22 protein-coding genes and 2 pseudogenes are annotated in these 26198 nt (G+C 61.5%); 12 read left to right on the forward strand and 12 right to left on the reverse strand.

Translation table 11 applies throughout. From position 1 onward, the window contains the following. Positions 1–342: 342 nt before the first annotated feature. Together G7009_RS17150 and G7009_RS17155 are read left to right on the forward strand one after the other, a co-directional pair. Positions 343–528, forward strand: a pseudogene (locus G7009_RS17150) (heme utilization protein); the annotation flags it as partial. A gap of 136 nt (positions 529–664) precedes the next feature. Further along, on the forward strand, positions 665–1276 hold the full coding sequence (locus G7009_RS17155) for a flavin reductase family protein (RefSeq protein WP_181131246.1): 612 nt from the start codon (positions 665–667) through the stop codon (positions 1274–1276). Here G7009_RS17155 and G7009_RS17160 read toward each other — a convergent pair whose 3' ends face one another. Then, complete coding sequence (locus G7009_RS17160; RefSeq protein WP_258197964.1) at positions 1277–1507, reverse strand: hypothetical protein; 231 nt, start codon at positions 1505–1507, stop codon at positions 1277–1279. A 71-nt stretch (positions 1508–1578) separates the two neighbouring features. On the opposite strand from G7009_RS17160, the pseudogene G7009_RS17165 reads away from it, so the two are divergent. Both G7009_RS17165 and G7009_RS17170 read left to right on the forward strand, forming a co-directional pair. Further along, a pseudogene (locus G7009_RS17165) lies at positions 1579–2070 on the forward strand (helix-turn-helix domain-containing protein); the annotation flags it as partial. A gap of 102 nt (positions 2071–2172) precedes the next feature. Then, on the forward strand, positions 2173–2346 hold the full coding sequence (locus G7009_RS17170) for a hypothetical protein (protein ID WP_181131248.1): 174 nt from the start codon (positions 2173–2175) through the stop codon (positions 2344–2346). Positions 2347–2363: 17 nt separating this feature from the next. On the opposite strand, the gene G7009_RS17175 is transcribed toward G7009_RS17170, so the two are convergent. Further along, on the reverse strand, positions 2364–3233 hold the full coding sequence (locus G7009_RS17175) for an isocitrate lyase/PEP mutase family protein (protein ID WP_181131249.1): 870 nt from the start codon (positions 3231–3233) through the stop codon (positions 2364–2366). Positions 3234–3571: 338 nt separating this feature from the next. Between G7009_RS17175 and G7009_RS17180 the strand changes: the two genes are divergently transcribed. Next, a complete protein-coding gene (locus G7009_RS17180; RefSeq protein ID WP_181131250.1) occupies positions 3572–5023 on the forward strand; it encodes an MDR family MFS transporter in 1452 nt (483 codons plus the stop codon). Positions 5024–5062: 39 nt separating this feature from the next. On the opposite strand, the gene G7009_RS17185 is transcribed toward G7009_RS17180, so the two are convergent. Further along, complete coding sequence (locus G7009_RS17185) at positions 5063–5695, reverse strand: TetR family transcriptional regulator (RefSeq protein WP_181131251.1); 633 nt, start codon at positions 5693–5695, stop codon at positions 5063–5065. A 254-nt stretch (positions 5696–5949) separates the two neighbouring features. Between G7009_RS17185 and G7009_RS17190 the strand changes: the two genes are divergently transcribed. The 5 genes from G7009_RS17190 (at position 5950) to G7009_RS17210 (ending at position 13959) form a co-directional block, all read left to right on the forward strand. Beyond that, positions 5950–7104 carry an efflux RND transporter periplasmic adaptor subunit gene (locus G7009_RS17190; RefSeq protein WP_181131252.1) on the forward strand — a complete coding sequence of 385 codons (1155 nt, stop codon included), beginning with the start codon at positions 5950–5952 and terminating at the stop codon, positions 7102–7104. Positions 7105–7107: 3 nt separating this feature from the next. Next, positions 7108–10260 carry a multidrug efflux RND transporter permease subunit TtgB gene (ttgB, locus tag G7009_RS17195; protein ID WP_181131253.1) on the forward strand — a complete coding sequence of 1051 codons (3153 nt, stop codon included), beginning with the start codon at positions 7108–7110 and terminating at the stop codon, positions 10258–10260. Further along, positions 10257–11711: an AdeC/AdeK/OprM family multidrug efflux complex outer membrane factor gene (locus tag G7009_RS17200; RefSeq protein ID WP_181131254.1), complete on the forward strand. Its 1455-nt coding sequence runs from the start codon at positions 10257–10259 to the stop codon at positions 11709–11711. The genes ttgB and G7009_RS17200 overlap by 4 nt, the downstream gene beginning before the upstream one ends. Positions 11712–11940: 229 nt before the next feature. Then, positions 11941–13194 (forward strand): OprD family porin, encoded by a 1254-nt coding sequence (locus tag G7009_RS17205; RefSeq protein ID WP_181131255.1) that lies wholly within the window; start codon positions 11941–11943, stop codon positions 13192–13194. 240 nt (positions 13195–13434) lie between these two features. Continuing rightward, the gene (locus G7009_RS17210) at positions 13435–13959 is read left to right on the forward strand and encodes an Mpo1 family 2-hydroxy fatty acid dioxygenase (protein ID WP_181131256.1); all 525 of its coding nucleotides are present in this window, start codon (positions 13435–13437) and stop codon (positions 13957–13959) included. A 25-nt stretch (positions 13960–13984) separates the two neighbouring features. Here G7009_RS17210 and pcaC read toward each other — a convergent pair whose 3' ends face one another. From pcaC to pcaR, 9 genes are all read right to left on the reverse strand, one after another. After that, positions 13985–14377: a 4-carboxymuconolactone decarboxylase gene (gene pcaC, locus G7009_RS17215; RefSeq protein ID WP_181131257.1), complete on the reverse strand. Its 393-nt coding sequence runs from the start codon at positions 14375–14377 to the stop codon at positions 13985–13987. A gap of 9 nt (positions 14378–14386) precedes the next feature. Next, on the reverse strand, positions 14387–15178 hold the full coding sequence (gene pcaD / locus G7009_RS17220; protein WP_181131258.1) for a 3-oxoadipate enol-lactonase: 792 nt from the start codon (positions 15176–15178) through the stop codon (positions 14387–14389). A 12-nt stretch (positions 15179–15190) separates the two neighbouring features. Beyond that, the gene (locus G7009_RS17225; RefSeq protein ID WP_181131259.1) at positions 15191–16555 is read right to left on the reverse strand and encodes a 3-carboxy-cis,cis-muconate cycloisomerase; all 1365 of its coding nucleotides are present in this window, start codon (positions 16553–16555) and stop codon (positions 15191–15193) included. A 9-nt stretch (positions 16556–16564) separates the two neighbouring features. Continuing rightward, entirely contained in the window at positions 16565–17854 is a 1290-nt protein-coding gene (locus G7009_RS17230) for an MFS family transporter (RefSeq protein WP_181131260.1), read from the reverse strand. A gap of 139 nt (positions 17855–17993) precedes the next feature. Then, positions 17994–19199: a 3-oxoadipyl-CoA thiolase gene (gene pcaF, locus G7009_RS17235; RefSeq protein WP_181131261.1), complete on the reverse strand. Its 1206-nt coding sequence runs from the start codon at positions 19197–19199 to the stop codon at positions 17994–17996. Further along, positions 19196–19975, reverse strand: coding sequence for a CoA-transferase subunit beta (locus G7009_RS17240; RefSeq protein ID WP_181131262.1), 780 nt, complete (start codon positions 19973–19975; stop codon positions 19196–19198). Before G7009_RS17240 ends, pcaF begins: the two co-directional genes overlap by 4 nt. Continuing rightward, complete coding sequence (locus G7009_RS17245; protein WP_181131263.1) at positions 19972–20832, reverse strand: CoA transferase subunit A; 861 nt, start codon at positions 20830–20832, stop codon at positions 19972–19974. The genes G7009_RS17240 and G7009_RS17245 overlap by 4 nt, the downstream gene beginning before the upstream one ends. Positions 20833–21060: 228 nt before the next feature. Beyond that, positions 21061–22407, reverse strand: coding sequence for an MFS transporter (locus G7009_RS17250; protein WP_181131264.1), 1347 nt, complete (start codon positions 22405–22407; stop codon positions 21061–21063). Positions 22408–22684: 277 nt separating this feature from the next. Then, positions 22685–23560: a pca regulon transcriptional regulator PcaR gene (pcaR, locus tag G7009_RS17255; RefSeq protein WP_219856626.1), complete on the reverse strand. Its 876-nt coding sequence runs from the start codon at positions 23558–23560 to the stop codon at positions 22685–22687. A 556-nt stretch (positions 23561–24116) separates the two neighbouring features. On the opposite strand from pcaR, the gene G7009_RS17260 reads away from it, so the two are divergent. Both G7009_RS17260 and G7009_RS17265 read left to right on the forward strand, forming a co-directional pair. Then, the gene (locus G7009_RS17260; RefSeq protein ID WP_181131265.1) at positions 24117–24317 is read left to right on the forward strand and encodes a hypothetical protein; all 201 of its coding nucleotides are present in this window, start codon (positions 24117–24119) and stop codon (positions 24315–24317) included. A gap of 268 nt (positions 24318–24585) precedes the next feature. Continuing rightward, entirely contained in the window at positions 24586–26058 is a 1473-nt protein-coding gene (locus tag G7009_RS17265) for an inorganic phosphate transporter (protein ID WP_181131266.1), read from the forward strand. The last annotated feature ends 140 nt before the right edge of the window (positions 26059–26198 follow it).

The following is a 26198-nucleotide window of genomic DNA, read 5'->3' on the forward strand; positions in this document are numbered from 1 at the left end:
GACTTCAGGAAAGTGCAGGAGGGGCGACCGCCAGGCGGTCGCCCCTTTTTCTTGGGTGTGCGAAAGGCATGCAAGGGATAGAGCATCCGGGTCGTGATCATCGCAACCCACGTAACCCGGCAGTAATCCAATTGCAGCACGCTGCCAGGGCAATGAACCCAGCTTGTGCAGTCTCGATCTGCTGCGTCAATCCCAGGTCCTGCCGAACTCCGAGAAAAGCTCTCGAGCAAATATATCTAAAAATACGATTTATATACCCGGATAATTGCGCTTTTTAATCGGATTTATCGGAGTAGCATCTAGCCTATGCAAGCACTATTCACCTCCTCAGGAACCACGACCATGAAAAGCACAATCGCCCTCACCCTCGCCCTTTCGATAATCGCTACCGGCGCCCTCGCTGAAGATGGCTTCGATCGCACCAACGCTCACGCGCTTACCAGTACACCTACCCAGTCGGCTTATGCAGAAGACGGCTTCGATCGCACCAATGGCGCCCGCTTCGCCGAGGATGGCTTCGACCGCACTCAGGCTCACTCTATCGGCTGATCACGTGTACAGGGCGAATCGGTCTGGCAACGACGCCAATCGTTTCCACCGAGCTCGAGCCTTGGCACACTAGGCACCTTTCCCACTGTCGAGGAAGGCCATCCGGCCAGCGAAGATGTATTACTACGAACCCGCGAAGGGCCACGGCCTGCCCCATGATCCCTTCAACGCCATCGTCGGGCCTCGGCCCATCGGCTGGATCTCTTCTCACGACAGGGAAGGCCGTCTCAACCTGGCGCCATACAGCTTCTTCAACGCCTTCAACTACATCCCGCCGATCATCGGCTTCTGCAGTGTTGGCCGTAAAGACAGCCTGAACAACATCGAGCAGACCGGCGAGTTCGTCTGGAATCTGGCTACTCGCCCCTTGGCCGAAGCGATGAACCAGAGCTGCGCCGCAGTGCCGGCCCAAGTGGATGAGTTCGAGTTGAGCGGCCTGACGCCGTCTCCCTCGCGCGTGATCGGCGTGCCGCGCGTAGGCGAGAGCCCGGTGTCGTTCGAATGCAAGGTGAGCGAGATCGTTCAGCTCAAGCGCGCCGACCAGGAACTGGTTCCGAGCTGGCTGATACTGGGCGAGGTAGTGGCCGTGCACATCGCCGAGCATCTGCTCAAGGACGGTATCTATGACACGGCCGCGGCAGAGCCCATCCTGCGTGGCGGCGGCCCGGCAGACTATTTCGAACTGGGAACCCTGTTCAAGATGGCGCGTCCCAAGGCGGACGGCTGATCACCAGACCAGCTCACCCTCGTCGCCGATATCTTTCAGACGTTGCAACTCACCACTGGCGGCTTCATCGGCCGCCAGCGCGCTTGCGTAGACCTGCCCCTCCAGCACGGTGTGGAAGCGCGGCGCACCTGGAGCGCCCAGGGCTTTCACGGCCAAGGCGGCATTGTAGCCGCCCTCGACCGGGACCACGGCTGAAACTGCCTCGAAGCGGGGGAATTCTCTACGTGCCATCGTTGATGCCAGCTGTCGGAAAAGGGCCGGCATTGTAACCCGTCCTTACCCGCCAAACGTATGCAGATCGCGACCCGCAGCTGCTGGACGCGTTGCTGCGACTGACCCGCCTGCTGGATACGCCCAGGGACATCCCGGTATTGACGCCCTTGATTCGCAGAGAGATTCTTTATCGCCTGCTGCAAGGCCCCCAAGGCTATCGTCTGTACGAAATCACCTTGGCCAACAGCCAGACTCATCGCGTAAGTCAGGCCATTATCTGGCTCAACCAACATTTCAACCAGCCTCTGCGCATCGAGGATCTGGCCCGTGAAGTCCACCTCAGCACTTCATCCCTGCATCACCGATTCAAGGCCATGACCTCCATGAGCCCGCTGCAGTATCAGAAACAACTGCGTCTGCAGGAGGTGCGTCGGCTGATGCTCAACGAAGGACTGGAGGCGGCGATGGCGGGCTACCGGGTCGGCTATGAAAGCCCCTCGCAGTTCAGCCGAGAATACAGCCGCCTGTACGGCGCCCCGCCGGTCCGAGACCTGGTGCGGCTACGGGAAACCGTGCTCTGATCTTGCAAGCTGGACAGCTGAATTTCATTACGCCAGGCAGGACGCCGCGGACTGGCCTAAGCTCTAGTGAACACCTCGATAAGAGGTTCGGAGGCAGGCATCATGAATATAAGATCAAGAAAATGCGCCATCGTCTGTGGTCTGGCCGCAGTGGTCGGGCTCTACGCGACAGCGGCCTGGCGGGTCGAACTGTTGCGCAGCCAACCCAGCAGCGCTGCCATTTGCGCCTGGGCCCACTGTGTTCCGCACAGTGCGACCCTGAGTGCCGTCAGGTAGAGCGACCACCCGGTCGATCACTCCTCGACGCTCATGAATTCCTTGGCCCAGCGGATGTAGTCCTCGGGTTGGGTGTAGGTGTGCGACAGTTCGGTAGCGCTGAGTCCCTCGGACTTGTTCTGCCGGCCACGCTGCTCGCGCAGGCAATCGTAGGTGGCCTTGATCGCTGCGAAGTAGGCGCCATGGCCGTCGACAGCGATTCGTGCGCCAAGGCTGGCCAGACGCGCGTCGTCATGCAGTTTGGGATTGCCATAGGTCACCAGCATCAACGGCACCGTCAGGTGTTCGGCGATCCTTTCCAGTTGCTCGAAATCCTTGATTCCGACCATGCAGATGCCATCGGCGCCCGCACGCTGGTAACTCTGAGTGCGCACGATGATTTCTTCGGTGGACAACACGCCCGCATGGGTCCGCGCAATGATCGACAGCGCCGAATCGACCCGCGCCTCGAGCGCCGCGCGTATCTTGCCGACACCCTCCTCGACGGAGATCAGGTCGGTGGACTTGCGCCCGAACTGTGCGGGCAACAGCGTATCTTCGATGGTAAGCGCTGCTACCCCTGCACGCTCCAGTTCGACCACCGTGCGCATGACGTTCAGAGCATTGCCATAGCCGTGGTCGGCATCGGCGATGACGGGTAATTGGGCGACGCGACCGATGCGAGTCGCCTGCTCGACGAACTCGCTGAGGGTGATCAAGGCGAAATCAGGGGCGGCAAGCACCTGCAACGAGGCTACCGAGCCGCCGAGGATACCCACTTCGAAGCCCAGGTCTGCCGCGATGCGCGCGGACATGGGGTCGAAGACGGAGGCGGTGTGATAGCACGAATCTGAAGCCAGAAGTTCGCGAAAGGCAATACGCAGATCGTGGTGGGAAGCCTTGGGCATGATCACTCCGCAATAACAGTAGATTTGAACGGGCTGACTACCGACCCCTGAATCGGGTCTGCTTGCGCGCATCAAGTCATCGCCAACAGGCGCCATGCTCAATATGCAGGCAGAGGAATATTAGGTGTGGGAAACAGCGACAAAAAATCCCGTGGCATACCAATGCACCATGCTAGTGCAAACCCCGGGATTACGCCTCTGTGGCTTGAACACGATAACATGTTGCCCCTTGCGACAGGCCTGAACGCCTTATGCCGATGCTGCATAGGTGATGCACGTTTTACATAGGAAGCTACCTAAACTCGCTACACTGCAGGCTTTCGACTGAAGGTATCGTTGTGAGCGCCGCCCTGACCCCTGTCGCTTTGCGTAACGTTCTGATCGCCTTGATGCTGGCGATTTTCCTGGGCGCACTTGACCAGACCATCGTTGCAATTTCATTACCCGCCATCTCGACACAGTTCAATGACGTCGGCCTGCTTGCCTGGGTGATTTCGGGATACCTGGTGGCGATGACGGTCGCTGTGCCTATCTATGGCAAGCTGGGCGACCTTTACGGTCGGCGTCGGATGATTCTCATCGGCATTGCCTTGTTCACCTTTGCTTCCATGGGCTGTGCCCTGGCTCAGAACATGCAGCAGTTGGTGTTCGCCAGGGTCCTTCAGGGTATTGGTGCGGGCGGCATGGTGTCGGTAAGCCAGGCAATCATCGGCGACCTGGTGCCACCGCGAGAGCGCGGACGTTATCAAGGCTACTTCAGCAGCATGTACGCGCTGGCCAGCGTTGCCGGGCCGGTGCTGGGTGGATGGCTCACGGCCTATCTGTCATGGCACTGGGTTTTCTGGATCAACCTGCCGCTTGGTCTGTGTGCCTGGTGGGTTGCCTATCGCGTCTTGGGTGGCCTGCCGGTCGTTCGCCGCCAAGCACGGGTGGACTATCTCGGTGCCCTGCTGTTGGTCCTGGGTCTGGGCAGCCTGATGCTGGGCATCACCTTGGTCGGCCAGGGTCATGACTGGGGGTCGCTGGTGGTGACCGGCCTGCTGAGCGGTGGGCTGCTGGGCCTGATCGCTTTCATCGGCCATGAACGCCGGGCCCTGGAGCCACTCTTGCCGCTCGACCTGTTCGGCAATCGCGTCGCGGTGCTGTGCTGGTGCGTGATCTTCTGCGCCAGCTTCCAGTCGATGTCCTTGACCATGCTGATGCCGCTACGTTTTCAGGGCATTACCGGAAGCGGTGCGGACAGTGCCGCGCTGCACCTGCTGCCATTGGCCATGGGCCTGCCGATCGGCGCTTTCACCGGCGGACGCCTGACAAGCCACACCGCTCGCTACAAGCCGCAGATTCTCGCTGGAGCGGTCCTGATGCCTATCGCCATACTGGGCATGGCCTTGTCACCTCCCCAAGCCGGCCTCGCCAGCGCCGTGTTCATGCTGCTGACCGGCATAGCTTGCGGCTTGCAATTTCCGACCACGCTGGTCGCCACGCAGAGCGCGGTCGACAAGCGGGATATCGGTGTGGCGACCAGCACCACCAACCTGTTCCGCTCGATGGGCGGGGCCGTGGGCGTTGCCTGCATGTCGAGCCTGCTACTGGGGATGCTGCAGCACAATGGTCTTGGAACCCCTGCAAACCCCTTATTGGGCAGTCTTTCGACAGGTGGTTCCACTACCGGCGCCCAATCCTTGCAAGAAACCTTCGGTCAGTTGTTAATGATCAGTGCCGGTTTTGCCGGGCTTGCCATAGTAGCCGCCTGGCTGCTGCCGGATCGACAGTTACGAGGGCGGGAATGAGGGGGGAGGAAACACTCCCTCACAAAGCTTCACAAAGTCTCATTTGCGCAAGGCAGGGCTCAGGCGCAGCATATCGAGCCCTGTATCGACCCATTTGCACGCATCGCCAAGCAGGTCAAAGCCGTCCGGCAATAACAGCCAGCGTCCGATCAGCCCATCGATGTAGGCGAATAACGCGAGCGCGGCGCGTTCGGTGTTCAGGTCTGCAGGTAGCTGTTCACGCCGTACAGCATTGTTCATGGCCAGCAGAATGCCGTTGTGGCATTCAAGGGTTGAACTCTGCCGCTGCTGGCGTATCTCGCACATATCATCGGTAAATTCGCACTTGTGATGCAGAATTTCATTGATTCGCCGCGTTCGCGGATCCAGCACCAGTTGATGCACCAGCTGCATCAGCAATTGGCGCATGCAACCCAACGGGTCGAGCTCATCTTCGTTCTCAGTGGCGCGCGCCAGGGGGTCAAGGCCTTCATGCAGGGTATCGAGCAACGCCTGTACCAACTCGGCCTTGTTGTTGAAGTGCCAGTAGATCGCCCCACGGGTCACACCCGCCAGTTCAGCGATATCCGCCAGGGTGGTACGCGCCACTCCACGCTTGTGGAATGCCCTTTCGGCGGCCTCGATGATCTGGGCACGCGTTTCCTGGGCTTCCTCTTTGGTTCGACGGACCATGGCAGTAAAACCTCATCGGGGGCCACACGCATTTATCGCATGCGTGGATCAGGCCGGGCACCTCTATCAGGATGCTTCCGGATAACGGATTCAGTGCGGAGGGGATAACCGACCTGCCCTCTGCGGTATTTACAAACAGACGCGAATGTAAGTATATTCGTTAGTAAGCTACTTATCCACTCGATGACATTTTTTTGTCAGAACATTTTCATTACTCTTGAGCATCTCCCAGCTCTCGCGACCCGAGGATCCTCATGCAACTCAAGCCAGCTGTTACCGCTCTGGTTTCCGCCGTCGCCCTGGCCACTCTGCTAAGCGGCTGCAAGAAAGAAGAAACTGCCCCAGCGGCGCAGGCTCCTCAGGTCGGCGTTGTCACCCTGCAGCCGCAAGCCTTCACGCTGACCTCGGAGCTGCCCGGCCGCACCAGCGCCTACCGTGTCGCCGAGGTGCGCCCGCAGGTCAATGGCATCATTCTCAAGCGCCTGTTCAAGGAAGGCAGCGACGTCAAGGCGGGCCAGCAGCTCTATCAGATCGACCCTGCCGTCTATGAAGCCGCCCTGGCCAACGCCCAGGCGACCCTGCAAGCCAGCCGTTCCCTGGCCGGGCGTTACAAGCAACTGATCGAGGAGCAGGCCGTCAGCAAACAGGAATACGACGATGCCAATGCCAAGCGCCTGCAGGCCGAGGCGGCGCTGCAGACCGCGCAGATCGACTTGCGCTATACTAAGGTCCTGGCACCGATCAGTGGCCGGATCGGGCGCTCCAATGTCACCGAAGGCGCGCTGGTCAGCAACGGCCAGAACAACGCCATGGCAACCATCCAGCAACTCGACCCGATCTATGTCGACGTGACCCAATCTTCCGCCGAGCTGCTCAAGCTGCGCCGCGACCTGGCCAGCGGAAACCTGCAGAAAGTCGGCGACAATGCCGCCAAGGTCCAACTGATTCTCGAGGACGGCAGCACCTTTGGCCAAGAGGGCCGCCTGGAATTCTCCGAAGTGTCCGTGGACGAGACGACCGGATCCGTGACCCTGCGTGCCGTATTCCCCAACCCTGAGCACACGCTCCTGCCGGGCATGTTCGTTCATGCTCGCCTGCAGGCTGGCGTCAATGCCAACGCCATACTGGCACCGCAGCAAGGCGTGACCCGCGACCTCAAGGGCGCACCGACCGCCCTGGTGGTCAATCAGGAGAACAAGGTCGAGCTGCGCCAGCTCAAGGCCAACCGTACCCTGGGCAACGACTGGCTCATCGAGGAAGGCTTGAACCCTGGCGACCGCCTGATCACCGAAGGCCTGCAGTACGTGCGTCCAGGCGTCGAGGTCAAGGTCAGCGAGGCGACCAACATCAAGAAGCCGGCCGATCCAACCCAGGCCAATGCAGTGAAAGCAGACGCCAAAGCGGAGTAAACCATGTCGAAGTTCTTTATTGATCGCCCGATCTTCGCGTGGGTGATCGCTCTGGTGATCATGCTGGTCGGCGCCTTGTCGATCCTGAAGCTGCCGATCAACCAGTACCCCAGCATCGCGCCGCCGGCCATTGCCATCGCCGTGAGCTACCCAGGTGCCTCGGCGCAGACCGTGCAGGACACCGTAGTGCAGGTCATCGAGCAACAGCTCAACGGTATCGACAACCTGCGCTATGTCTCCTCGGAGAGCAACTCCGACGGCAGCATGACCATCACCGCCACCTTCGAGCAGGGCACCAACCCCGATACCGCCCAGGTCCAGGTCCAGAACAAGCTGAACCTGGCGACCCCGTTGCTGCCGCAAGAAGTGCAGCAACAGGGCATCCGCGTGACCAAGGCGGTGAAGAACTTCCTGATGGTGATCGGCCTGGTGTCGGAAGACGGCAGCATGACCAAGGACGACCTGGCCAACTACATCGTCTCCAACATGCAGGATCCGGTTTCCCGGACCGCGGGCGTGGGTGACTTCCAGGTCTTCGGCGCTCAGTACGCCATGCGCATCTGGCTCGATCCGGCCAAGCTGAACAAGTTCCAGCTGACGCCCGTCGATGTGCGTACCGCGGTCACCGCGCAGAACGTCCAGGTATCCTCCGGTCAGCTCGGCGGCCTGCCTGCCGTGCCGGGCACCCAGCTCAACGCCACCATCATCGGCAAGACCCGTCTGCAGACCGCCGAGCAGTTCGAGAAGATACTGCTCAAGGTCAACAATGACGGTTCGCAAGTGCGTCTGGGTGACGTCGCCGAGGTCGGTCTGGGTGGCGAAAACTACGCAATCAGTGCGCAGTTCAACGGCAAGCCGGCCTCGGGCCTGGCGGTCAAGCTGGCAACCGGTGCCAACGCCCTGGATACCGCCAAGGCGCTACGCCAGACCATCAGCGACCTGGAGCCGTTCTTCCCGCCGGGCATGAAGGCGGTGTTCCCTTACGACACCACGCCTGTGGTTACCGAATCGATCAGCGGAGTCGTTCATACCCTGATCGAGGCGGTCGTCCTGGTGTTCCTGGTGATGTACCTGTTCCTGCAGAACTTCCGCGCCACGGTGATCACCACCATGACGGTGCCGGTGGTACTGCTCGGGACCTTCGGCATCCTCGCCGCGTTCGGCTTCAGCATCAACACCCTGACCATGTTCGCCATGGTCCTGGCCATCGGCCTGCTGGTGGACGATGCCATCGTCGTGGTGGAAAACGTCGAGCGGGTAATGGCCGAGGATGGGCTCCCGCCCAAGGAAGCGACAAAACGGTCCATGGAGCAGATCCAGGGTGCGTTGGTCGGTATCGCCCTCGTGCTTTCGGCGGTACTGTTGCCGATGGCCTTCTTCGGTGGCTCCACTGGCGTGATCTACCGGCAGTTCTCGATCACCATCGTCTCGGCGATGGGCCTGTCGGTTCTCGTTGCGCTGATCTTCACCCCGGCACTGTGCGCCACCATGCTCAAGCCGATCACCAAGGGACAGCATCACGAGCCCAAGCGCGGCTTCTTCGGCTGGTTCAACCGCAGCTTCGACCGTAGCGTGCGTGGTTACGAGCGCAGCGTCGGCAGCATCTTGCGCAACAAGGCCCCGTTCCTGCTGGCCTATGCCCTGATCATCGTAGGCATGATCTGGCTGTTCATGCGCATCCCTACCGCGTTCCTGCCTGAAGAAGACCAGGGGGTACTGTTCGCCCAGGTCCAGACGCCTGCCGGATCGAGCGCCGAGCGCACCCAGACAGTGGTCGATCAGATGCGCGAATACCTGCTCAAGGACGAAGCCGATACTGTCTCTTCGGTATTCACCGTCACCGGCTTCAACTTCGCCGGCCGTGGCCAGAGTTCGGGCATGGCGTTCATCATGCTCAAGCCCTGGGAGGAGCGTACCGCGGAAAACAGCGTCTTCAGCTTGGCTACCCGCGCCCAGCAGCACTTCTTCAGCTTCCGCGACGCGATGGTGTTCGCCTTCGCCCCGCCGGCGGTACTGGAACTGGGTAACGCCACCGGTTTCGATGTGTTCCTTCAGGACCGCGCCGGTGTCGGCCATGAAAAGCTGATGGAAGCGCGTGGTGAGTTTCTTGCCAAGGCTTCGCAGAGCAAGATCCTCGCCGGTGTACGTCCGAACGGTCTGAACGACGAGCCGCAGTACCAGTTGATCGTCGATGACGAACGTGCGAGTGCTCTGGGCGTGACCATCGCCGACATCAACAACACCTTGTCGATCGCACTGGGTGGCAGCTACGTCAACGACTTCATCGATCGTGGTCGAGTCAAGAAGGTCTATATCCAGGGTGAATCGAGTGCCCGGATGAGCCCTGAAGACCTGCAGAAGTGGTATGTGCGCAACGGTGCGGGCGAAATGGTTCCGTTCTCTTCGTTCGCCCGTGGCGAGTGGACGTACGGATCGCCGAAGCTGTCGCGTTACAACGGCGTCGAGGCGGTCGAAATCCTGGGTGCTCCGGCGCCTGGCTACAGTACCGGTGAAGCCATGGCCGAAGTCGAGCGTATCGCTGGCGAACTGCCGGACGGTATCGGCTATGCCTGGACCGGCATGTCGTACGAGGAAAAGCTCTCCGGCTCGCAGATGCCGGCGCTGTTCGCCCTCTCGCTGCTGTTCGTGTTCCTGTGCCTGGCGGCGCTGTACGAAAGCTGGTCGATCCCGATCGCGGTCGTACTGGTCGTGCCACTGGGTATCATCGGTGCCCTGATCGCGGCCAGCATGCGTGGCCTGTCCAACGACGTATACTTCCTGGTCGGCCTGTTGACCACCATCGGCCTGGCGGCGAAGAACGCGATCCTGATCGTCGAATTCGCCAAGGAACTGCACGAGCAGGGCCGCAGCCTGGCCGACGCGGCCATCGAGGCCTGTCGCATGCGTCTGCGTCCGATCATCATGACCTCGCTTGCCTTCATTCTCGGCGTGGTACCGTTGACTATCGCTACTGGCGCGGGCTCGGGCAGCCAGCATGCCATCGGTACCGGCGTGATCGGCGGGATGATCACGGCGACCGTGCTGGCCATCTTCTGGGTTCCACTGTTCTTCGTAGTCGTGTCGTCACTGTTCACCAGCAAGAAGCCGGAAACCGACGCCACCCCTGACACTCCACGCTATGAGGCTGGGCAATGAGTAAGTCCCTGTTAACCCTGGCGGTAACCGCGTTCATTCTTGGCGGCTGCTCGCTGATTCCCGACTACCAGACACCCGAAGCGCCGGTGGCTGCGCAGTGGCCGCAAGGCCCTGCGTACTCGCCCGCCGAGTCGGCCGCCGTTGCCGCTGCCGAGCAAGGCTGGCGCCAGGTCTTCAACGATCCTGCCTTGCAGCAGCTGATCCAGACGTCGCTGGTGAATAACCGCGACCTGCGGGTCGCCGCGCTGAACATCGAGGCCTATCGGGCGCAATACCGCATCCAGCGCGCCGACCTGTTCCCGGCGGTCTCGGCGACTGGCAGCGGTACCCGCCAGCGTGTGCCTGCCGACCTGTCCCAAACCGGCGAGTCGGGCATCACCAGCCAGTATTCGGCCACCGTCGGCGTGAGCGCCTACGAGCTCGACCTGTTCGGTCGCGTTCGCAGCCTGAGTCAGCAGGCGCTGGAAATCTACCTGTCCAGCGAGGAAGCACGTCGCTCCACGCAGATCAGCCTGGTCGCCAGCGTCGCCAACGCTTACTACACCTGGCAGGCCGACCAGTCGCTGCTCAAGCTGACCGAGGACACCCTCGAGACGTACGAGCAGAGCTTCGCGCTGACGCGCCGTAGCAACGAGGTCGGGGTCTCTTCGGCGCTCGACCTGAGCCAGGCCCGCACCGCCGTCGAAGGTGCTCGAGTCAAGCTGTCGCAGTATCAGCGTCTGGTCGCCCAGGACCTCAACAACCTGACCGTGCTGCTCGGCACCGGCATTCCGGCCGACCTGCCGGCCTCCCTCAAGCTCGACGCCGACCAACTGGCCGAAGTACCGGCCGGCCTGCCCTCCGACCTGCTGCAGCGGCGTCCGGACATCGTCGAGGCCGAGCACCTGCTCAAGGCAGCCAACGCCAACATCGGCGCCGCGCGGGCCGCGTTCTTCCCAAGCATCAGCCTGACCGCCAATGCCGGGACCCTGAGCCCGGACATGGACGGGCTGTTCAAGGGCGGTTCCGGCACCTGGCTGTTCCAGCCGCAGATCAATCTGCCGATCTTCACCGCGGGCAGCCTGAAGGCCAGCCTGGATTACTCGAAGATTCAGAAAGACATCAACGTCGCCCAGTACGAAAAGACCATCCAGACCGCCTTCCAGGAAGTCTCCGATGGCCTTGCCGCACGCAAGACGTTCAAGGAGCAGCTGCAGGCGCAACGTGACCTGGTGGCCGCCAACCAGGATTACCATCGCCTCGCGGAGCGCCGCTACCGTATCGGTATCGACAGCAACCTGACCTTCCTCGACGCCCAGCGCAACCTGTTCAGTGCCCAGCAGGCCCTGATCAGCGATCGCCTGTCGCAGTTGGTCAGCGAGGTCAACCTGTACAGGGCCCTCGGAGGCGGCTGGTACGAGCGCACCGGTCAAGCCAACCAACAGGCTGCGGTAGACACGCCCAAAGGCTGATCCTGCCGTGCATGCCAAGCCCACCCTTCGCGGTGGGCTTTTTATTGCCCCGTACTTTTCGTTCGATTAACGCCCTGTTCCGCGCTCCGCGAATTGTCTTGGGACTTCCCTCCCCCGCACCATCGACGCGCGATCTTTCTTGCATAGATCCATCCAGCAATCGGACCTTGCTGCGCTGCTATTCGCGTGGCGAACCGGCTCGCCAATAAAAACAAGAGATCCACCTTAGATGAGCACTTTGCAATCCGCCCGATCCCTGCTGCCTGGCCTATTGGCCGCGACATTCGCGTTACCCGTCGTGGCCGCCGAACAAGGTTTCCTAGAAGACGGCAAAGCTACCCTCAACCTGCGCAATTTCTATTTCAACCGCAACTTCGTCGACCCGGCCAATGCCCAGGGCAAGGCCGAAGAATGGACTCAGAGCCTGATTCTCGATGCGCGTTCCGGCTTTACCCAAGGCGCCGTGGGTTTTGGCGTGGATATCCTGGGCCTGTACTCGGTCAAGCTCGATGGCGGTCGGGGAACGGCTGGTACCCAACTGCTGCCGGTACACGACGATGGTCGCCCGGCGCAGGACTTCGGTCGTCTCGGCGTTGCCTTCAAGGCCCGCGTTTCGCAAACCGAACTCAAGGTAGGCGAATGGATGCCCCTGCTGCCGATACTTCGAGCAGACGATGGCCGCTCGCTGCCGCAGACTTTTCGCGGCGGCCAGTTGACTTCACGCCAGATCGAGGGCCTGACCCTGTATGCCGGCCAGTTTCGCGCCAACAGTCCGCGCAATGATGCCAGCATGCAGGACATGTCACTCAACGGGCGCGCGGCCTTTACTTCGGACCGCTTCAACTTTGCCGGCGGCGAGTACAGTTTCAACGACAAGCGCACCCTGATCGGCTTGTGGGACGCGCAACTCAAGGACATCTATCGCCAGCAGTACGTCAACCTGATACACAGCCAGCCTGTGGGCGCATGGACCCTGGGGGCCAACCTCGGTTACTTCATCGGCAAGGAGGACGGCGCCGAACGAGCCGGCGAGCTGGACAACCGCACCGCCTCGGCCATGCTCTCGGCGCGTTTCCAGGGCAACACGTTCTACATCGGCTTGCAGAAGGTCAGCGGCGATGATGCCTGGCTACGGGTCAATGGCACCAGCGGTGGCACGCTGGCCAACGACAGCTACAACGCAAGCTTCGATAATGCGGGCGAGCGCTCCTGGCAGTTGCGACATGACTTCAACTTCGTCAACTTGGGCGTACCTGGTTTGACGCTGATGAACCGCTATATCAAGGGCGACAACGTCCACACCGGCGGCCGTACCGATGGACGAGAGTGGGCGCGTGAATCGGAGTTGGCCTACGTAATACAGAGCGGCACCTTCAAGGATTTGTCGATCAGATGGCGGAACTCGACCATGCGCCGGGATTTCAGCAGCAACGCCTTCGACGAGAATCGTCTTATCGTCAACTATCCGTTGAACCTGTTGTAAGGTCGGCAAGCGTCAGCAAGCGCAATAGCCGCTGGCGCACAGCTGATGCCGATCAGTTAAGGCCAATGGGGCTTGGACCCGTGTAGGAGCTGGCTTGGCGCGCGATTTGGTCAGCCAGTGGCATCCAACCGAGTAAAGGTGCGCTGCACAGCGACGAGCGCATACGGCTCTGCCGCGTTCGAACAGCTATCCTGCTTTGTACGGACGGTCGCGAACCCGAGCCCCAATGGAGGAACAACCATGAAGAGCCTCGTCGAACAGCTGAGCCAATACGCCACTTATCACCGTGACCCCCGGAACATCGCCACGCATTTCGTAGGGATCCCGTTGATCGTGCTGGCAGTGAGCATTCTGCTTTCACGCCCCGGCTGGAGCGTCGGGGGCATGTGGTTGTCGCCCGCGCTGTTGGTCGCGGCAGCCTCCACCTGGTACTACCTGCGCCTGGACCAGCGATTCGGCCTGATCATGGGCGCGCTGCTGGGCCTGTGCCTGTGGGTCGGGCAGATAATGGCAGTCCAGGACACCGGTCTGTGGCTCAGTGCCGGACTGGGAACGTTCGTGATCGGCTGGGTCATCCAGTTCGTCGGTCACTTCTATGAGGGTCGCAAGCCGGCGTTCGTCGATGACATCAGCGGGCTGATCATCGGCCCGCTGTTCGTCGTGGCTGAGCTGGCCTTTCTACTGGGGCTGTGCCCTGCCTTGAAGCGGGCCGTGGAGGCCCACGCCGGTCCTGTCGCGACCCGTAACAGGAAGGTCATGCCCTAGCGCTTGCCAGGGCAGTGGTCGATGTTCAGGCCCGCGATTCCACGCCCAGTTCGTCCCAGACCGACTCGGCCAGGTGGAAGGTCGCGTTGGCAGCCGGAATGCCGCAGTAGATCGCGCTTTGCATGAGCACTTCCTTGATCTCGTCACGCGTCACGCCATTGCTGGCGGCGGCGCGCAGGTGCAGCTTGAGTTCATCGGTGCGGTTCATGCCGATCAGCATGGCGATGGTGATCAGGCTGCGAGTGTGCCGCGGCAGACCGGGACGGGTCCAGATATCGCCCCAGGCGTGACGCGTGATCATCTCCTGGAATTCGCCATTGAAGTCGTTGAGCTTTTCCACGCTGCGGTCCACGTGAGCATCACCGAGCACGGCGCGACGCACCTGCATGCCGGCTTCGTAACGTTGTTTCTCGTCCATGTAGCCTCCTCAGCGCGCCATCAGGAAATCGAGAACGCGACGGCTGAACGGCTCGCCGACCTCGACGTTGGACAAGTGTGCCGCCTGGAACTCGGCATATTCCGCGCCCGACACGCGCTCCTGGACGAACAGCCCACCCGCGGGTGGGGTGACCGCGTCGGCGCTGCCGCTGATGACCAGCAGCGGCACTTGGATCTGGCCGAGCTGGTCACGGAAATCAGCGTCGCGAACCGCGCCACAGTTGGCCGCGTAGCCTTCGGGCGAGGTCGTGGCGAGCATGTCGGTGATGCGCTTGACCTGCTCGGTATGGACCGTCGAGAAACCGGGGGTGAACCAGCGCTCCACGGAGGCGTCGCACAGCTCGCGCATGGCCTCGGCACCGTCGCGCAGGACTGTCTCGATACGCGGGTTCCAAGTATCGGGCGAACCGATCTTGGCGGCGGTGTTGCAGATGACCAGACGCTCCAGGCGCGACCCGGCATTGATACCCAGCCACTGACCGATAAGGCCACCCATCGACAGGCCGCAGAAGTGGGCGCGGGCGATGCCCAGTGCGTCAAGCAGGGCCAGGACATCCTTGCCCAGTTGTTCGATGCTGTAGGGGCCTTCGCTGACCAGCGATTCGCCGTGGCCGCGTGTGTCGTAGCGCAACACCCGGAAATGCTGGGTCCACATCGGAATCTGGGTATCCCACATATGCAGGTTGGTACCCAGAGAGTTGGAGAGGATCAGGACCGGAGCGTGTTCCGGGCCGTCGAGTCGATAATTCAGCACGCCATCGGCCAGTTGCAGTTGAGCCACGGTGATCTCCTTTCAGGAAGTGAAACGTTGATGTTCGGCGACCGCGCGCGCGACCCAGACTCGCGCCTGGCCCAAGTAATGAGCGGGGTCGAGCAGGCGATCGAGTTCTTCCGTGCCCAGTTCGGCGCTGACCTGAGGGTCCTCGCCCAGCACGGTACGCAGGTGGCGCTGTTCGGCGACGGCGCGTTGGCAGCATTGCTCCAGCAAATGATGGGCACGATCGCGCCCCAGGCGCTGGGCCAGGACGATGCTCACGGCTTCAGCGAGCACAAGCCCCTGGGTCAGGTCGAGGTTGCGGCGCATGCGCTCGCTGTCCACTTCCAGCCCCTCGGCAATGATCTGTGCCTGGCGCAAGGCGCCGGAGACCAGGCAGCAGATGTCTGGCAGGGTTTCCCATTCGGCGTGCCACAGGCCAAGACTGCGCTCGTGCTCTTGGGGCATGGCGGCAAACAGTGTGGCTACCAGGCCCGGTACGCGCGTCGCGGCGCTGATCAACACCGCGGCACCTACCGGGTTACGCTTGTGCGGCATGGTCGAGGAGCCACCCTTGCCTGGCGCAGAAGGCTCGAACACCTCCGCGGCCTCGGTCTGCATCAGCAGGCTCATGTCACGGCCTATCTTGCCCAGACTGCCGGCGACCATGCCCAACACCGAGGCGAACTCCACCAACCGATCACGCTGGGTATGCCAAGGTTGCTCCGGCAGTGTGAGGGACAAGTGGCCCGCCAATGCTTCCGCCACGGGCATGGCCTTGCTGCCTAGCGCCGCGAGACTGCCCGAGGCGCCGCCGAACTGCAGGCACAACAGGCGCGGACGCAGTTCTCGCAAGCGTTGGCGATGGCGCGTGAGGGCGCCCAGCCAGCCGGCGAACTTCATGCCCAGTGTCACCGGCGTGGCGTGCTGTAACCAGGTCCGCCCCACCATGGGGGTGTCGGCATGCTGCAAGGCCTGGCGTGCCAATGTGTCGGCCAGACGAGTCAGATCGGCTTCGACCAGGGCAAGCGCATCGCGCAGCTGGAGGACCAGTCCGGTATCCATCGCATCCTGGCTGGTCGCCCCCAGGTGGACGTAGCGTTCCGCCTCGGGCACACCGCTGGCGACGACCTTGCCCAATGCCTTGACCAGCGGAATCGCCGAGTTGCCGGCGATGCTGATGGCCTCGGCCAGTGCCCCAGTGTCGTAGCGCTCGGCGCGACAGGCGGCTTCGATGGCGGGGACCACGCCGTGCGGTACCAACCCCGCATCGGCTTCGGCACGCGCCAGCGCGGCTTCGAAGTCGAGCATGCCTTGCAACCGGCCACGGTCGGAGAAGATCTCGCGCATGGCCGGCGCGGTGAAGTAGGCATCGAACAACTGGTTGTCCGCTCGTTGCGTCATTGCAGCTCCTCAGTGATCGTGGTGCAGGTAGGCTGCCTGTTTCGGCAGGCGCAGGCTGAACAGGAAAGCGACCGCCATCATGACAGTGACATACCAATAGAACGTGTTTTCCATGCCCAGGGTCTTCAGACCCAGGGCGACATACTCGGCCGAGCCGCCAAACATTGCGTTGGCCACCGCGTAGGCCAGCCCGACCCCGAGCGCACGCACCTGCGGCGGGAACATCTCGGCTTTCACCAGGCCGCTGATGGAGGTATAGAGGCTGACGATGCACAGTGCCAAGGTAATCAGCACGAATGCCATGAACGGGCTCTCCACGGTTTTCAGCGCCATCAACAGGGGCACGGTGAACAGCGTACCCAAGGCGCCGAACAACAACATCGAGGTGCGTCGACCGATGCGATCGGAGAGCATGCCGAACAGCGGCTGCAGGCACATGAACACGAACAGCGCACCGGTCATGACATAGCTGGCGTTTTTGGCGTGCATGCCCGCCGTGTTGACCAGGTATTTCTGCATGTAGGTGGTGAAGGTGTAGAAGATCAGCGAGCCGCCCGCGGTGTAGCCCAATACTGTTATGAAAGCCGCCGTGTGATGACGGAACAGACCGCGGATGGTGCCGGCCTCCTTGTCCTGGCGGGTCTCGGCGCTGCTGGTCTCTTCCAGCGAACGACGCAACATCAGCGAGATCAGCGCGGCCACGGCACCGACCACGAAGGGAATGCGCCAGCCCCAGGCCCGCAGCTCTTCCTCGGTCAGTATCTGCTGGAGGATCACGACCACCAGCACCGCCAGCAACTGACCGCCGATCAACGTCACATACTGGAACGATGCGAAGAAGCCGCGCTGGCCGCGCAGTGCCACTTCACTCATGTAGGTCGCCGTGGTGCCGTATTCACCGCCCACCGACAGGCCCTGGATCAGCCGTGCCAAAAGCAGCAATGCCGGTGCCCAGGCCCCGATGCTGGCGTAGGTCGGCAGGCAAGCGATGATCAGGGAACCGAAGCACATCATCAGGACCGAGATCATCAGCGAGTTCTTGCGGCCCCGCCGGTCGGCCAGGCGGCCGAAGATCCAGCCGCCGATCGGGCGCATGAGAAAGCCCGCCGCAAATACCCCTGCGGTATTGAGCAGTTGCACCGTGGGATCGTCGGACGGGAAAAAGGCCGGGGCGAAGTAGATGGCGCAGAAGGCGTAGACATAGAAGTCGAACCATTCCACAAGGTTGCCCGAAGAGGCGCCGACGATGGCGAAGATGCGCTTGCTGCGCTCCTCGCCTGTGTAGTGGATAGAGGTCATGCGATGTGCTCCTGGAGGGATACTGAAGGTCTAATGGCCTGTATTCGAGTTAATCCTACAGGCCACTAGACATACCCAGTAACACTCCCGTTCAACCATTGCCAGCCTGACGGACATTGTTGCCCGCCAGAACTACGGCTCAAACGCGTTCGATAGCCAGTGCCAGGCCTTGTCCGACGCCTACGCACATGGTTGCCAAGCCTTTACGTCCTCCGCTCTTCTCGAGCTGATGCAGGGCGGTCAGTACCAGTCGAGCGCCGCTCATGCCCAGCGGGTGCCCCAAGGCAATCGCGCCACCGTTGGGATTGACCTGCGGGGCATCGTCGGCCACGCCAAGCTCGCGCAGTACGGCCAGACCCTGGCTGGCAAAAGCCTCGTTGAGCTCGATGACATCGAAATCGCTCACCGCCACGCCCAGGCGCTCGGTCAGCTTGCGCACTGCAGGTACCGGGCCGATACCCATCACCCGCGGGGATACCCCGGCGCTGGCCATGCCCAATACACGAGCGCGTGCGGTCAGGCCATGCTTGCGAACGGCGTCCGCGGACGCCAGGATCAGCGCCGCGGCGCCGTCGTTGACACCCGAGGCATTGCCGGCGGTGACAGTCTTGTCTGCGCCGTTGACCGGCTTGAGCCGGGCCAACGCTTCCAGCGTCGTGTCACCACGCGGATGCTCGTCCTGCTCGACCACGGTCTCGCCCTTCTTGTGCGCAATGCGCACCGGGACGATCTCTTCGGCGAAGTAGCCAGCTGCCTGGGCCGCCGCTGTCCGCTGCTGGCTGCGCAGGGCAAACGCGTCCTGGTCGGCTCGCGATACCTGATAGTCATCGGCCACGTTGTCGGCGGTCTGCGGCATGGCATCCACGCCGTATTGCGCCTTCATCAACGGGTTGACGAAACGCCAGCCGATCGTGGTGTCTTCCAGCTTCATGTTGCGCGAGTAGGCATTGTCGGCCTTGCCCATGACAAAGGGCGCACGCGACATCGACTCCACGCCGCCAGCGATGGCCAGTTCCATCTCGCCGCTGGCGATGGCGCGGAACGCCGTGCCGATCGCATCCATGCCCGAGGCACACAGGCGATTGAGTGTCACGCCCGGGACGCTCTCCGGCAGGCCGGCCAGCAACAGCGCCATGCGCGCCACGTTACGGTTGTCCTCGCCTGCCTGGTTGGCGCAGCCGAGGAACACCTCATCGAGCTGATCCCACTGCACCGATGGGTTGCGCTCGATCAATGCCTTGAGCGGCACTGCCGCCAGGTCGTCGGCGCGGACACCGGCCAGGGCTCCACCGAAGCGCCCGATCGGGGTCCGGATGGCGTCGCAGATAAAGACTTCACGCATCATGCTTCTCCAGGTGTCTGGCCATGGGCGACGGCGGTACGGGCTTCAAGGTCGCGCAGGGCAGTCAATTCGACTTCGTTCGGCTCGGCAGTGACCTGGACATCTTCGGCGAAGCGAATCGCCCACCCGGTGGCGGCCACGATCTGTTCGCGAGTGACGCCCGGATGGATGGAGGTGACCACGAATTCGTGGGTATCGGCTTCCGGCTCCATGATGCACAGGTCGGTGATGATTCCTACCGGCCCTTCGCCGGGCAGGCCCAGGCGCTTGCGCGAGTCGCCGCCTTCGCCATGCCCCACCGACGTGATGAAATCGAGTTTATCGACGAACGCTCGTGGCGACTGCTTGAGGATGATCAGTACCTGCTTGGCGGAGCCGGCGATTTCCGGCGCGCCGCCGGCACCTGGCAAGCGGGTGCGGGGCGCGTGGTAATCGCCGACCACGGTGGTGTTGATATTGCCGAAGCGGTCGACCTGAGCGGCGCCGAGGAAGCCCACGTCGATACGCCCCCCTTGCAGCCAGTAGCGGAAGATCTCGCCGGTAGGCACGACGGTATCGGCGGTTTCGGCCAGCTCGCCGTCACCGATCGACAACGGCAGCACGCTCGGTTTGGCGCCGATCGGACCTGATTCGTAGATCAGCACCACATCCGGAGACGAGGTCAGGCGTGCCAGGTTGGCGGCCTTGGACGGCAGGCCGATGCCGACGAAGCAGACAGCGCCGTTGCGCAGGCGACGGGCAGCGGCGACGGTCATCATTTCATTGGTGGAGTAGCTCATTGTGCGGCCTCCGCAGCGCTGGCCAGCTTGGCCTTGAATTCGTTGAAGTCGGCGGTGCCACGAATGAAGGTGTCGATCCAGGCAGTGAACGACTCGCGGCTGCGGGCAATCGGGTCCCATTGTTGATAGAACCGGTTGTCCCGCTCGTAGTAGCCGTGCGCATACGAAGGATGGGCACCGCCCGGCACCAGGCACACGGCACTGAGCGCCCATGTCGGCAGGACGCACGCATTCATCGGAGCCTGCAGGTCGTCGACGATTTCCTCGACGGTGACGATGCAGCGCTTGGCCGCCAGCGCCGCTTCCTTCTGCACACCAAGAATGCCCCAGAGCAGAACGTTGCCCTTGCGATCGGCCTTCTGAGCATGGATCACCGTGACGTCCGGTCGGACCGACGGGACGGCGGCGAGCACTTCACCCGTGAATGGGCAGGTGACCGTCTTGATCAACGGGTTGACCTTCGGCAAGTCGGAACCGGCATAGGCGCGCAGCACGGCAAACGGCAGACCCGAAGCGCCGGCGACATAGGCATTGGCCAGGTCGGCATGGCTGTGCTCTTCGATCTCGATCGAATGGGGCCACTGCTTTTCCACAGCATCGCGCAGGCGATGCAGCGAGCCGACACCAGGATTGCCACCCCAGGAGAAGATCAGTCTGCGGGCGCAACCGGCGCCGATCAGCTGGTCGTAGATCAGGTCCGGCGTCATCCGTACCAAGGTCAGGTCTTTCTTGCCTTGACGGATGATCTCGTGCCCGGCGGCCGTCGGAATCAGGTGGGTAAAACCTTCGAGGGCGACGCTGTCGCCATCCTGGATGAATTGCTTCACGGCGTCGTGAAGCGAAAGGATTGCTGCCATTGAAGACTCCTGGTCAGGCTGAGCCGTGCTCGGAATGCAGGGCCGTGGGTCGCTGCGATGCGCTCAGATTAGAGAATCTGGCGCACCTCGTACAATCCGATAATCGAATACTTGTTCGATAATCGAACGATTGTTGCAGAGCGAAAAGGGCTTCTTTCGAGAGGCCGGAACGGCCTCGCAAGCGATCCTGGTTCGCCTGGGAGCGCTTGCGAGCATGATGTTTCCTATTCAGGTCGCATCGGCATGGCTGACCCAGCCCTTGATGAGCACACCGATTGTCGCCAGGGCCGCGGGAACCACCAACGCTGTCAGCACTTGCTCGAAATTCCACCCTAGTCCCAACAGGGTCGCGCCGATCCAGGCACCCAAGATGGCACCGAAACGGCCGATGCCGAGCATCCATGACACCCCCGTGGCTCGACCTTGAGTGGGATAGAAGCGTGCGGCCAGGGACGGCATGGCCGATTGCGCGCCGTTGACGCACATGCCTGCGATCAGGACCAGAGTCGCCAGTACGGTGATGTTGCCCAGGCTTTGGCCCACCGCATAGGCGAACACGCCAGCCAGCAAATAGAAGATGCCGATGACCTTGTGCGGGTTGAAGCGATCCATGGCCCATCCCACGGCTACGGCACTGAGTACCCCACCAAACTGGAACAAGGCGCCGATGAATGCGGCCTGTTCCATGCTGGCGCCACTGTCGCGCATCAGCGTCGGCAGCCAGCTGGTCAACAGGTAGACGATCACCAGGCCCATGAAATAGGTCAGCCAGAGGAGCAAGGTACCGACGCCATAGGTCCCGGAGAAGATCACGGCGAAGACGCTGCGCGCGGCTACCCCTTTCTGCTCCGGCACACTGAAGCTGTTGGCCTGGGCGACTATGTGCGGCGCAATGGGAGCCAGGGTCTTGCGGACCTTTTCGGTACCTCGATTGCGTACCACCAGATAGCGAGCCGATTCCGGCAGCCAGAGCAACAGCACCACGGCGAGCACCAGAGGCAGCACACCGCCTATCAACAGCAGGCTGTGCCAGCCATAGGCAGGTATGAGCTTGGCGGAGATGAAGCCGCCGCCGGCCATGCCCAGGTTGAAGCCGCAGAACATGCTGGTGACCAGCAGCGACTTGAGGCGCTCGGGGGTGTATTCGGACAGCAGGGTGGTGGCATTGGGCATGCCCGCACCCAGCCCGAGCCCGGTGAGAAAGCGCAATATCATCAGTTCGTTGACATTGCTGGCATAGGCGGATGCCAGACTGAAGCCGCCAAAGAGAATGACAGCACCTATCAGCACCCCTCTGCGACCGAAGCGATCGGCCAGCGGCCCGGAGCCAAGCGCGCCAAATACCATGCCGATCAACGCGGCGCTCATGACCGGACCCAGGCTGGCTCGATCGATGCCCCAGTCCTGGGCCAGCGCCGGCGCGATAAAGCCCATGGCCGCGGTATCGAGGCCATCGAGAAAGACGATCAGGAAACACAGGATGACCACTCGCCACTGAAAGCGTGACAAAGGCTGATCATTGATGAAGGACTGGACGTCGAGGCAGTTTCCGATAACGGTTTGAGGTGTGTTCATTGTTGTCATCCAGAGTGAAGCGCGCAGGCAAGCCCCGTACCCGTGGCGGCACAGGAATCGGCAAACAGTGATTGCTAAGCTGGCGTCAGCCTGAATGCGGCTGCGCGGCGTACGGCCGCAGCAGCGAAGTGATGGAACTCATGGGCAGTGCCTCGTGCGTATTGTTCTTGTCCGGTCGAAAGAGCCGACCGCTTGAAGGACATTAATCAGCAAGGGCACTTGGTGCAATTCAACAAACGCGACACTGTGCGTTTATCGAACAGGAAACCGCGCCGTGTCAGGCGAACAACTGGGTACACAGGTCACGACTGGCCGCGAGCAGGATCGGCAGGAAACGCTGTTCCAGCTCACCTCGGCTGACCCGTCCGACATGAGTGCTCACATTGAGCGCCGCCAGCACTTGGCCCGACGCGTCATAGACAGGCACCGCGATGGACCGCAGTCCTTGCTCGAGTTCCTGGTCGACCACGCACCAGCCTTGCTCGCGCACTTGCTGGATACAGGCAAGCAACGCCACGGGCTCGTGCAACGTACGACTGGTCCGTGGTTTCAGGTCGGCTCGATCCAGATACTCATGAAGACTGGCGTCATCGAGGGCGGCGAGCAGGATCCGTCCCATGGACGTGCAGTAGGCCGGTAGCCGTCCCCCGACGGACAGGTCGACCGAGATCAGCCGCTCGACCGTTGCCGAACGCGCTATATAAAGGATGTCATCGCCTTCCAAGGTCGCCATGTTGGCCGCCTCATGCAATTGATCGCTGATCCGGTCAAGGTAGGGCTGCGACGAGATGGCCAAAGGCGTTGACGAGAGATAGGCGTGGCCCAGGGTCAGCACCTTCGGCAACAAGGAGTACGTACGACCATTGGTCGTCGCATAGCCCAGCTTCATCAACGTATGCAGACAACGTCGCACCGCTGCCCGAGGGATTTCGGTGCGATGACTGATCTGGGCGATGGTCAGGTGGCGCTTGCGTTCCTGAAAGGCCTGGATGACCGCCAGCCCGCGTGCGAGCGAGGTCATGAAATCCGGGTCTCCGGTAAACGCCTGGATGCGCTTTGCCGGGGACGCCACGATCGGCGGCGCCAGCCCGGCAAAACCCGAGCGCTCGGGCTCAGCGGATTCGGGTTCCTTGTGTAGTGTTTCGTCGTTCATGGATCACCTCAAGACAGTCACTTGTGCGATTATCGAACTAACGGCCGATAATCGCAATTGACCGATCGCACATTTGCTTATACCTTTCTCCTGCCACATGTGGCTTCTTTGGAGAGACTGGTCAGGTACCCACCGTAGAAGTCCCTAGGTACGGCCTTGCGAACCAGCGAGGCCGTTTTAATTTCCTTCCGCAGATAGTGAATTTTCACACCCGGTCACTCTCAAACAGTTTAGTTACCGCAGCTGTGAATGCGCTTGTATCAAGACGAACTTCACAGTTCTACCTCGGCAAACTGAAACAGGCGATAGCCAGGCATAAAGCGATTGCTATACTCGTACTTGCTGGCTCGCACTTGATAGTGATGCATGGATCCAATGTCTATCCCTGCGGGCTGCGATTTCAGCTTCATGCGAGCCGCTGAAGTCTATCGGTCGTATCCGAAACATACTGCTCGATTCGAACTGTTGCCACGACAGACCCATCGTCTGGTTGTGTAGCCGTATGCATTCATGTGCGTACCGATACCAGACCAAACTTCGACTGACAGGTATTACTGTGACGAAAGAAGAACTGCGCGCTGAACTGGAGCGCCAGGCTGAACGTTACAAAGACGTTTACGGTGGCGAAGTGACCACATACGCCGCCCAGCCCGACCCTGAACGCAAACCTTGGCGTAAACGCGCCAGCATTCTCGATCAGGCTTTCACTCAGGAACTCGAAAAGATGGAGAAGGACCTGCACAGCGAGAAGCTTTGAGGCTGCGGGAGGAGGCGCCAGCTGTTGATGAAATGGAAATACACAAATTTCATACAGTCGTTTGAAAAGCGTAAAAATCGTTATTTTTGGATCAAGCCTGCACGATCGCGTATTTTCTCTGATTCTGGCGGATTTTACTTTTGGAAGCTCGGCCCACCGTCCCCTCGCATACTCGTCCATCTCGCGCCACCCGTCAGCAGCGGGTGCATCGATTGCCATGGTTTTCTGGCATAATCGCGCCCCCTTATGACCGGGTCAGAAAACCTTCATGATCGATTTATTCAGCGGACTGGATGCCTGGGTGGTCGTGAGCCTTTTGCTCGCCTTGACCTTCGTCCTTGCATTCGAGTTCATCAATGGCTTTCATGACACCGCGAACGCGGTAGCTACAGTCATCTATACCAAAGCCATGCCGCCGCACCTGGCCGTGTTCTTCTCCGGGGTGTTCAATTTCCTGGGAGTGCTGCTCGGTGGTGTCGGGGTGGCTTATGCCATCGTCCACCTGCTGCCGGTCGAACTGCTGATCAATGTGAATACCGGGCATGGCCTGGCCATGGTCTTCTCCCTGCTGGCGGCCGCCATCACCTGGAACCTGGGTACCTGGTATTTCGGGATCCCGGCATCGAGCTCGCACACCCTGATCGGATCGATCCTCGGCGTCGGCCTGGCCAATGCCCTGATCAACGACATTCCGCTGGGCGACGGGGTCAATTGGCAGAAAGCGATCGATATCGCCATGTCCCTGGTGTTCTCGCCCATGGCGGGCTTCGCCGTGGCGGCATTGGTGCTGCTCGGCCTGAAGTGGTGGCGCCCGCTGTCGAAGATGCACAAGACGCCGGAACAGCGCCGCAAGCTCGACGACAAGAAGCACCCACCGTTCTGGAACCGCCTGGTACTGGTGATTTCGGCGATGGGCGTCAGCTTCGTGCATGGCTCCAACGATGGCCAGAAAGGCATCGGTCTGATCATGCTGGTACTGATCGGTATCGTCCCGGCGCAGTTCGTCCTCGACCTGAGCAGCACCACCTACCAGATCGAGCGCACCCGCGACGCGACCTTGCACTTGAGCCAGTTCTACCAGCGCAACGAAGCCACGCTCGGCGAATTCCTGGCGCTTGGCAAAGCCCAGCCGGGCGATCTGCCGGAGCAGTTCAGCTGCAACGCCCAGCAGACCGAGCCGACCATCGCGGCCCTGCAGAAATCGCTCAGGGGTGTTGTCGACTATCACAAGCTGCCTTCGGAAACGCGTGTCGAAGTCCGTCGCTACCTGCTCTGCCTGGATGACACGGCGAAGAAGGTCGGCAAGCTGGCAGGCCTGGACGCCCGTGAAAAGGCTGACCTGGATAAGCTGCGCAAGGACCTCACCGCCACGACCGAATACGCGCCTTTCTGGGTGATCCTGGCGGTCGCGCTGGCCCTCGGCCTGGGTACCATGGTGGGCTGGAAGCGCGTCGTCCTGACCATCGGCGAGAAGATCGGCAAGCAAGGCATGACCTACGCTCAAGGGATGTCGGCGCAGATCACCGCGGCGTGCGCCATCGGCATGGCGAACATCTTCAGCTTGCCGGTCTCGACCACCCACGTCCTGTCTTCCGGTGTCGCCGGTACCATGGTGGCCAACAAGAGCGGTCTGCAGGGCGGTACCGTCAAGACCATCCTGCTCGCCTGGGTCCTGACGCTGCCCGCGTCGATGGGCCTGGCTGCCGGCTTGTTCTGGCTGGCTTCCACGGTCATTGGCTGAGTTGTCGCTCCTACCTGAAAAGGCGCCTTCGGGCTAATGCTGGTCAGTTAAGGCCAATGGGGCTGCTTCGCACCCCTTCGCGGGCAAGCCCGCTCCCACAAGAAGTGCGCAGCTTCTGAATTCAGCGCTCAACTTGTGGG

The sequence above is a fragment of the Pseudomonas capeferrum genome, assembly GCF_013523055.1.
Classification (GTDB): Bacteria; Pseudomonadota; Gammaproteobacteria; order Pseudomonadales; family Pseudomonadaceae; genus Aquipseudomonas; species Aquipseudomonas capeferrum_A.

What these genes read in the sequence shown, in the direction of transcription:
- G7009_RS17265 (WP_181131266.1), top strand. Translation starts at nt 24,586, where the DNA reads ATGATCGATTTATTCAGCGGACTGGATGCCTGGGTGGTCGTGAGCCTT.
- G7009_RS17190 (WP_181131252.1), top strand. Translation starts at nt 5,950, where the DNA reads ATGCAACTCAAGCCAGCTGTTACCGCTCTGGTTTCCGCCGTCGCCCTG.
- G7009_RS17240 (WP_181131262.1), bottom strand. Translation starts at nt 19,975, where the DNA reads ATGAGCTACTCCACCAATGAAATGATGACCGTCGCCGCTGCCCGTCGC.
- pcaF (WP_181131261.1), bottom strand. Translation starts at nt 19,199, where the DNA reads ATGATGCGTGAAGTCTTTATCTGCGACGCCATCCGGACCCCGATCGGG.
- G7009_RS17200 (WP_181131254.1), top strand. Translation starts at nt 10,257, where the DNA reads ATGAGTAAGTCCCTGTTAACCCTGGCGGTAACCGCGTTCATTCTTGGC.
- G7009_RS17170 (WP_181131248.1), top strand. Translation starts at nt 2,173, where the DNA reads ATGAATATAAGATCAAGAAAATGCGCCATCGTCTGTGGTCTGGCCGCA.
- G7009_RS17210 (WP_181131256.1), top strand. Translation starts at nt 13,435, where the DNA reads ATGAAGAGCCTCGTCGAACAGCTGAGCCAATACGCCACTTATCACCGT.
- G7009_RS17250 (WP_181131264.1), bottom strand. Translation starts at nt 22,407, where the DNA reads ATGAACACACCTCAAACCGTTATCGGAAACTGCCTCGACGTCCAGTCC.
- G7009_RS17160 (WP_258197964.1), bottom strand. Translation starts at nt 1,507, where the DNA reads ATGGCACGTAGAGAATTCCCCCGCTTCGAGGCAGTTTCAGCCGTGGTC.
- G7009_RS17230 (WP_181131260.1), bottom strand. Translation starts at nt 17,854, where the DNA reads ATGACCTCTATCCACTACACAGGCGAGGAGCGCAGCAAGCGCATCTTC.
- ttgB (WP_181131253.1), top strand. Translation starts at nt 7,108, where the DNA reads ATGTCGAAGTTCTTTATTGATCGCCCGATCTTCGCGTGGGTGATCGCT.
- G7009_RS17175 (WP_181131249.1), bottom strand. Translation starts at nt 3,233, where the DNA reads ATGCCCAAGGCTTCCCACCACGATCTGCGTATTGCCTTTCGCGAACTT.
- pcaC (WP_181131257.1), bottom strand. Translation starts at nt 14,377, where the DNA reads ATGGACGAGAAACAACGTTACGAAGCCGGCATGCAGGTGCGTCGCGCC.
- G7009_RS17155 (WP_181131246.1), top strand. Translation starts at nt 665, where the DNA reads ATGTATTACTACGAACCCGCGAAGGGCCACGGCCTGCCCCATGATCCC.
- G7009_RS17225 (WP_181131259.1), bottom strand. Translation starts at nt 16,555, where the DNA reads ATGACGCAACGAGCGGACAACCAGTTGTTCGATGCCTACTTCACCGCG.
- G7009_RS17205 (WP_181131255.1), top strand. Translation starts at nt 11,941, where the DNA reads ATGAGCACTTTGCAATCCGCCCGATCCCTGCTGCCTGGCCTATTGGCC.
- G7009_RS17185 (WP_181131251.1), bottom strand. Translation starts at nt 5,695, where the DNA reads ATGGTCCGTCGAACCAAAGAGGAAGCCCAGGAAACGCGTGCCCAGATC.
- pcaR (WP_219856626.1), bottom strand. Translation starts at nt 23,560, where the DNA reads ATGAACGACGAAACACTACACAAGGAACCCGAATCCGCTGAGCCCGAG.
- G7009_RS17245 (WP_181131263.1), bottom strand. Translation starts at nt 20,832, where the DNA reads ATGGCAGCAATCCTTTCGCTTCACGACGCCGTGAAGCAATTCATCCAG.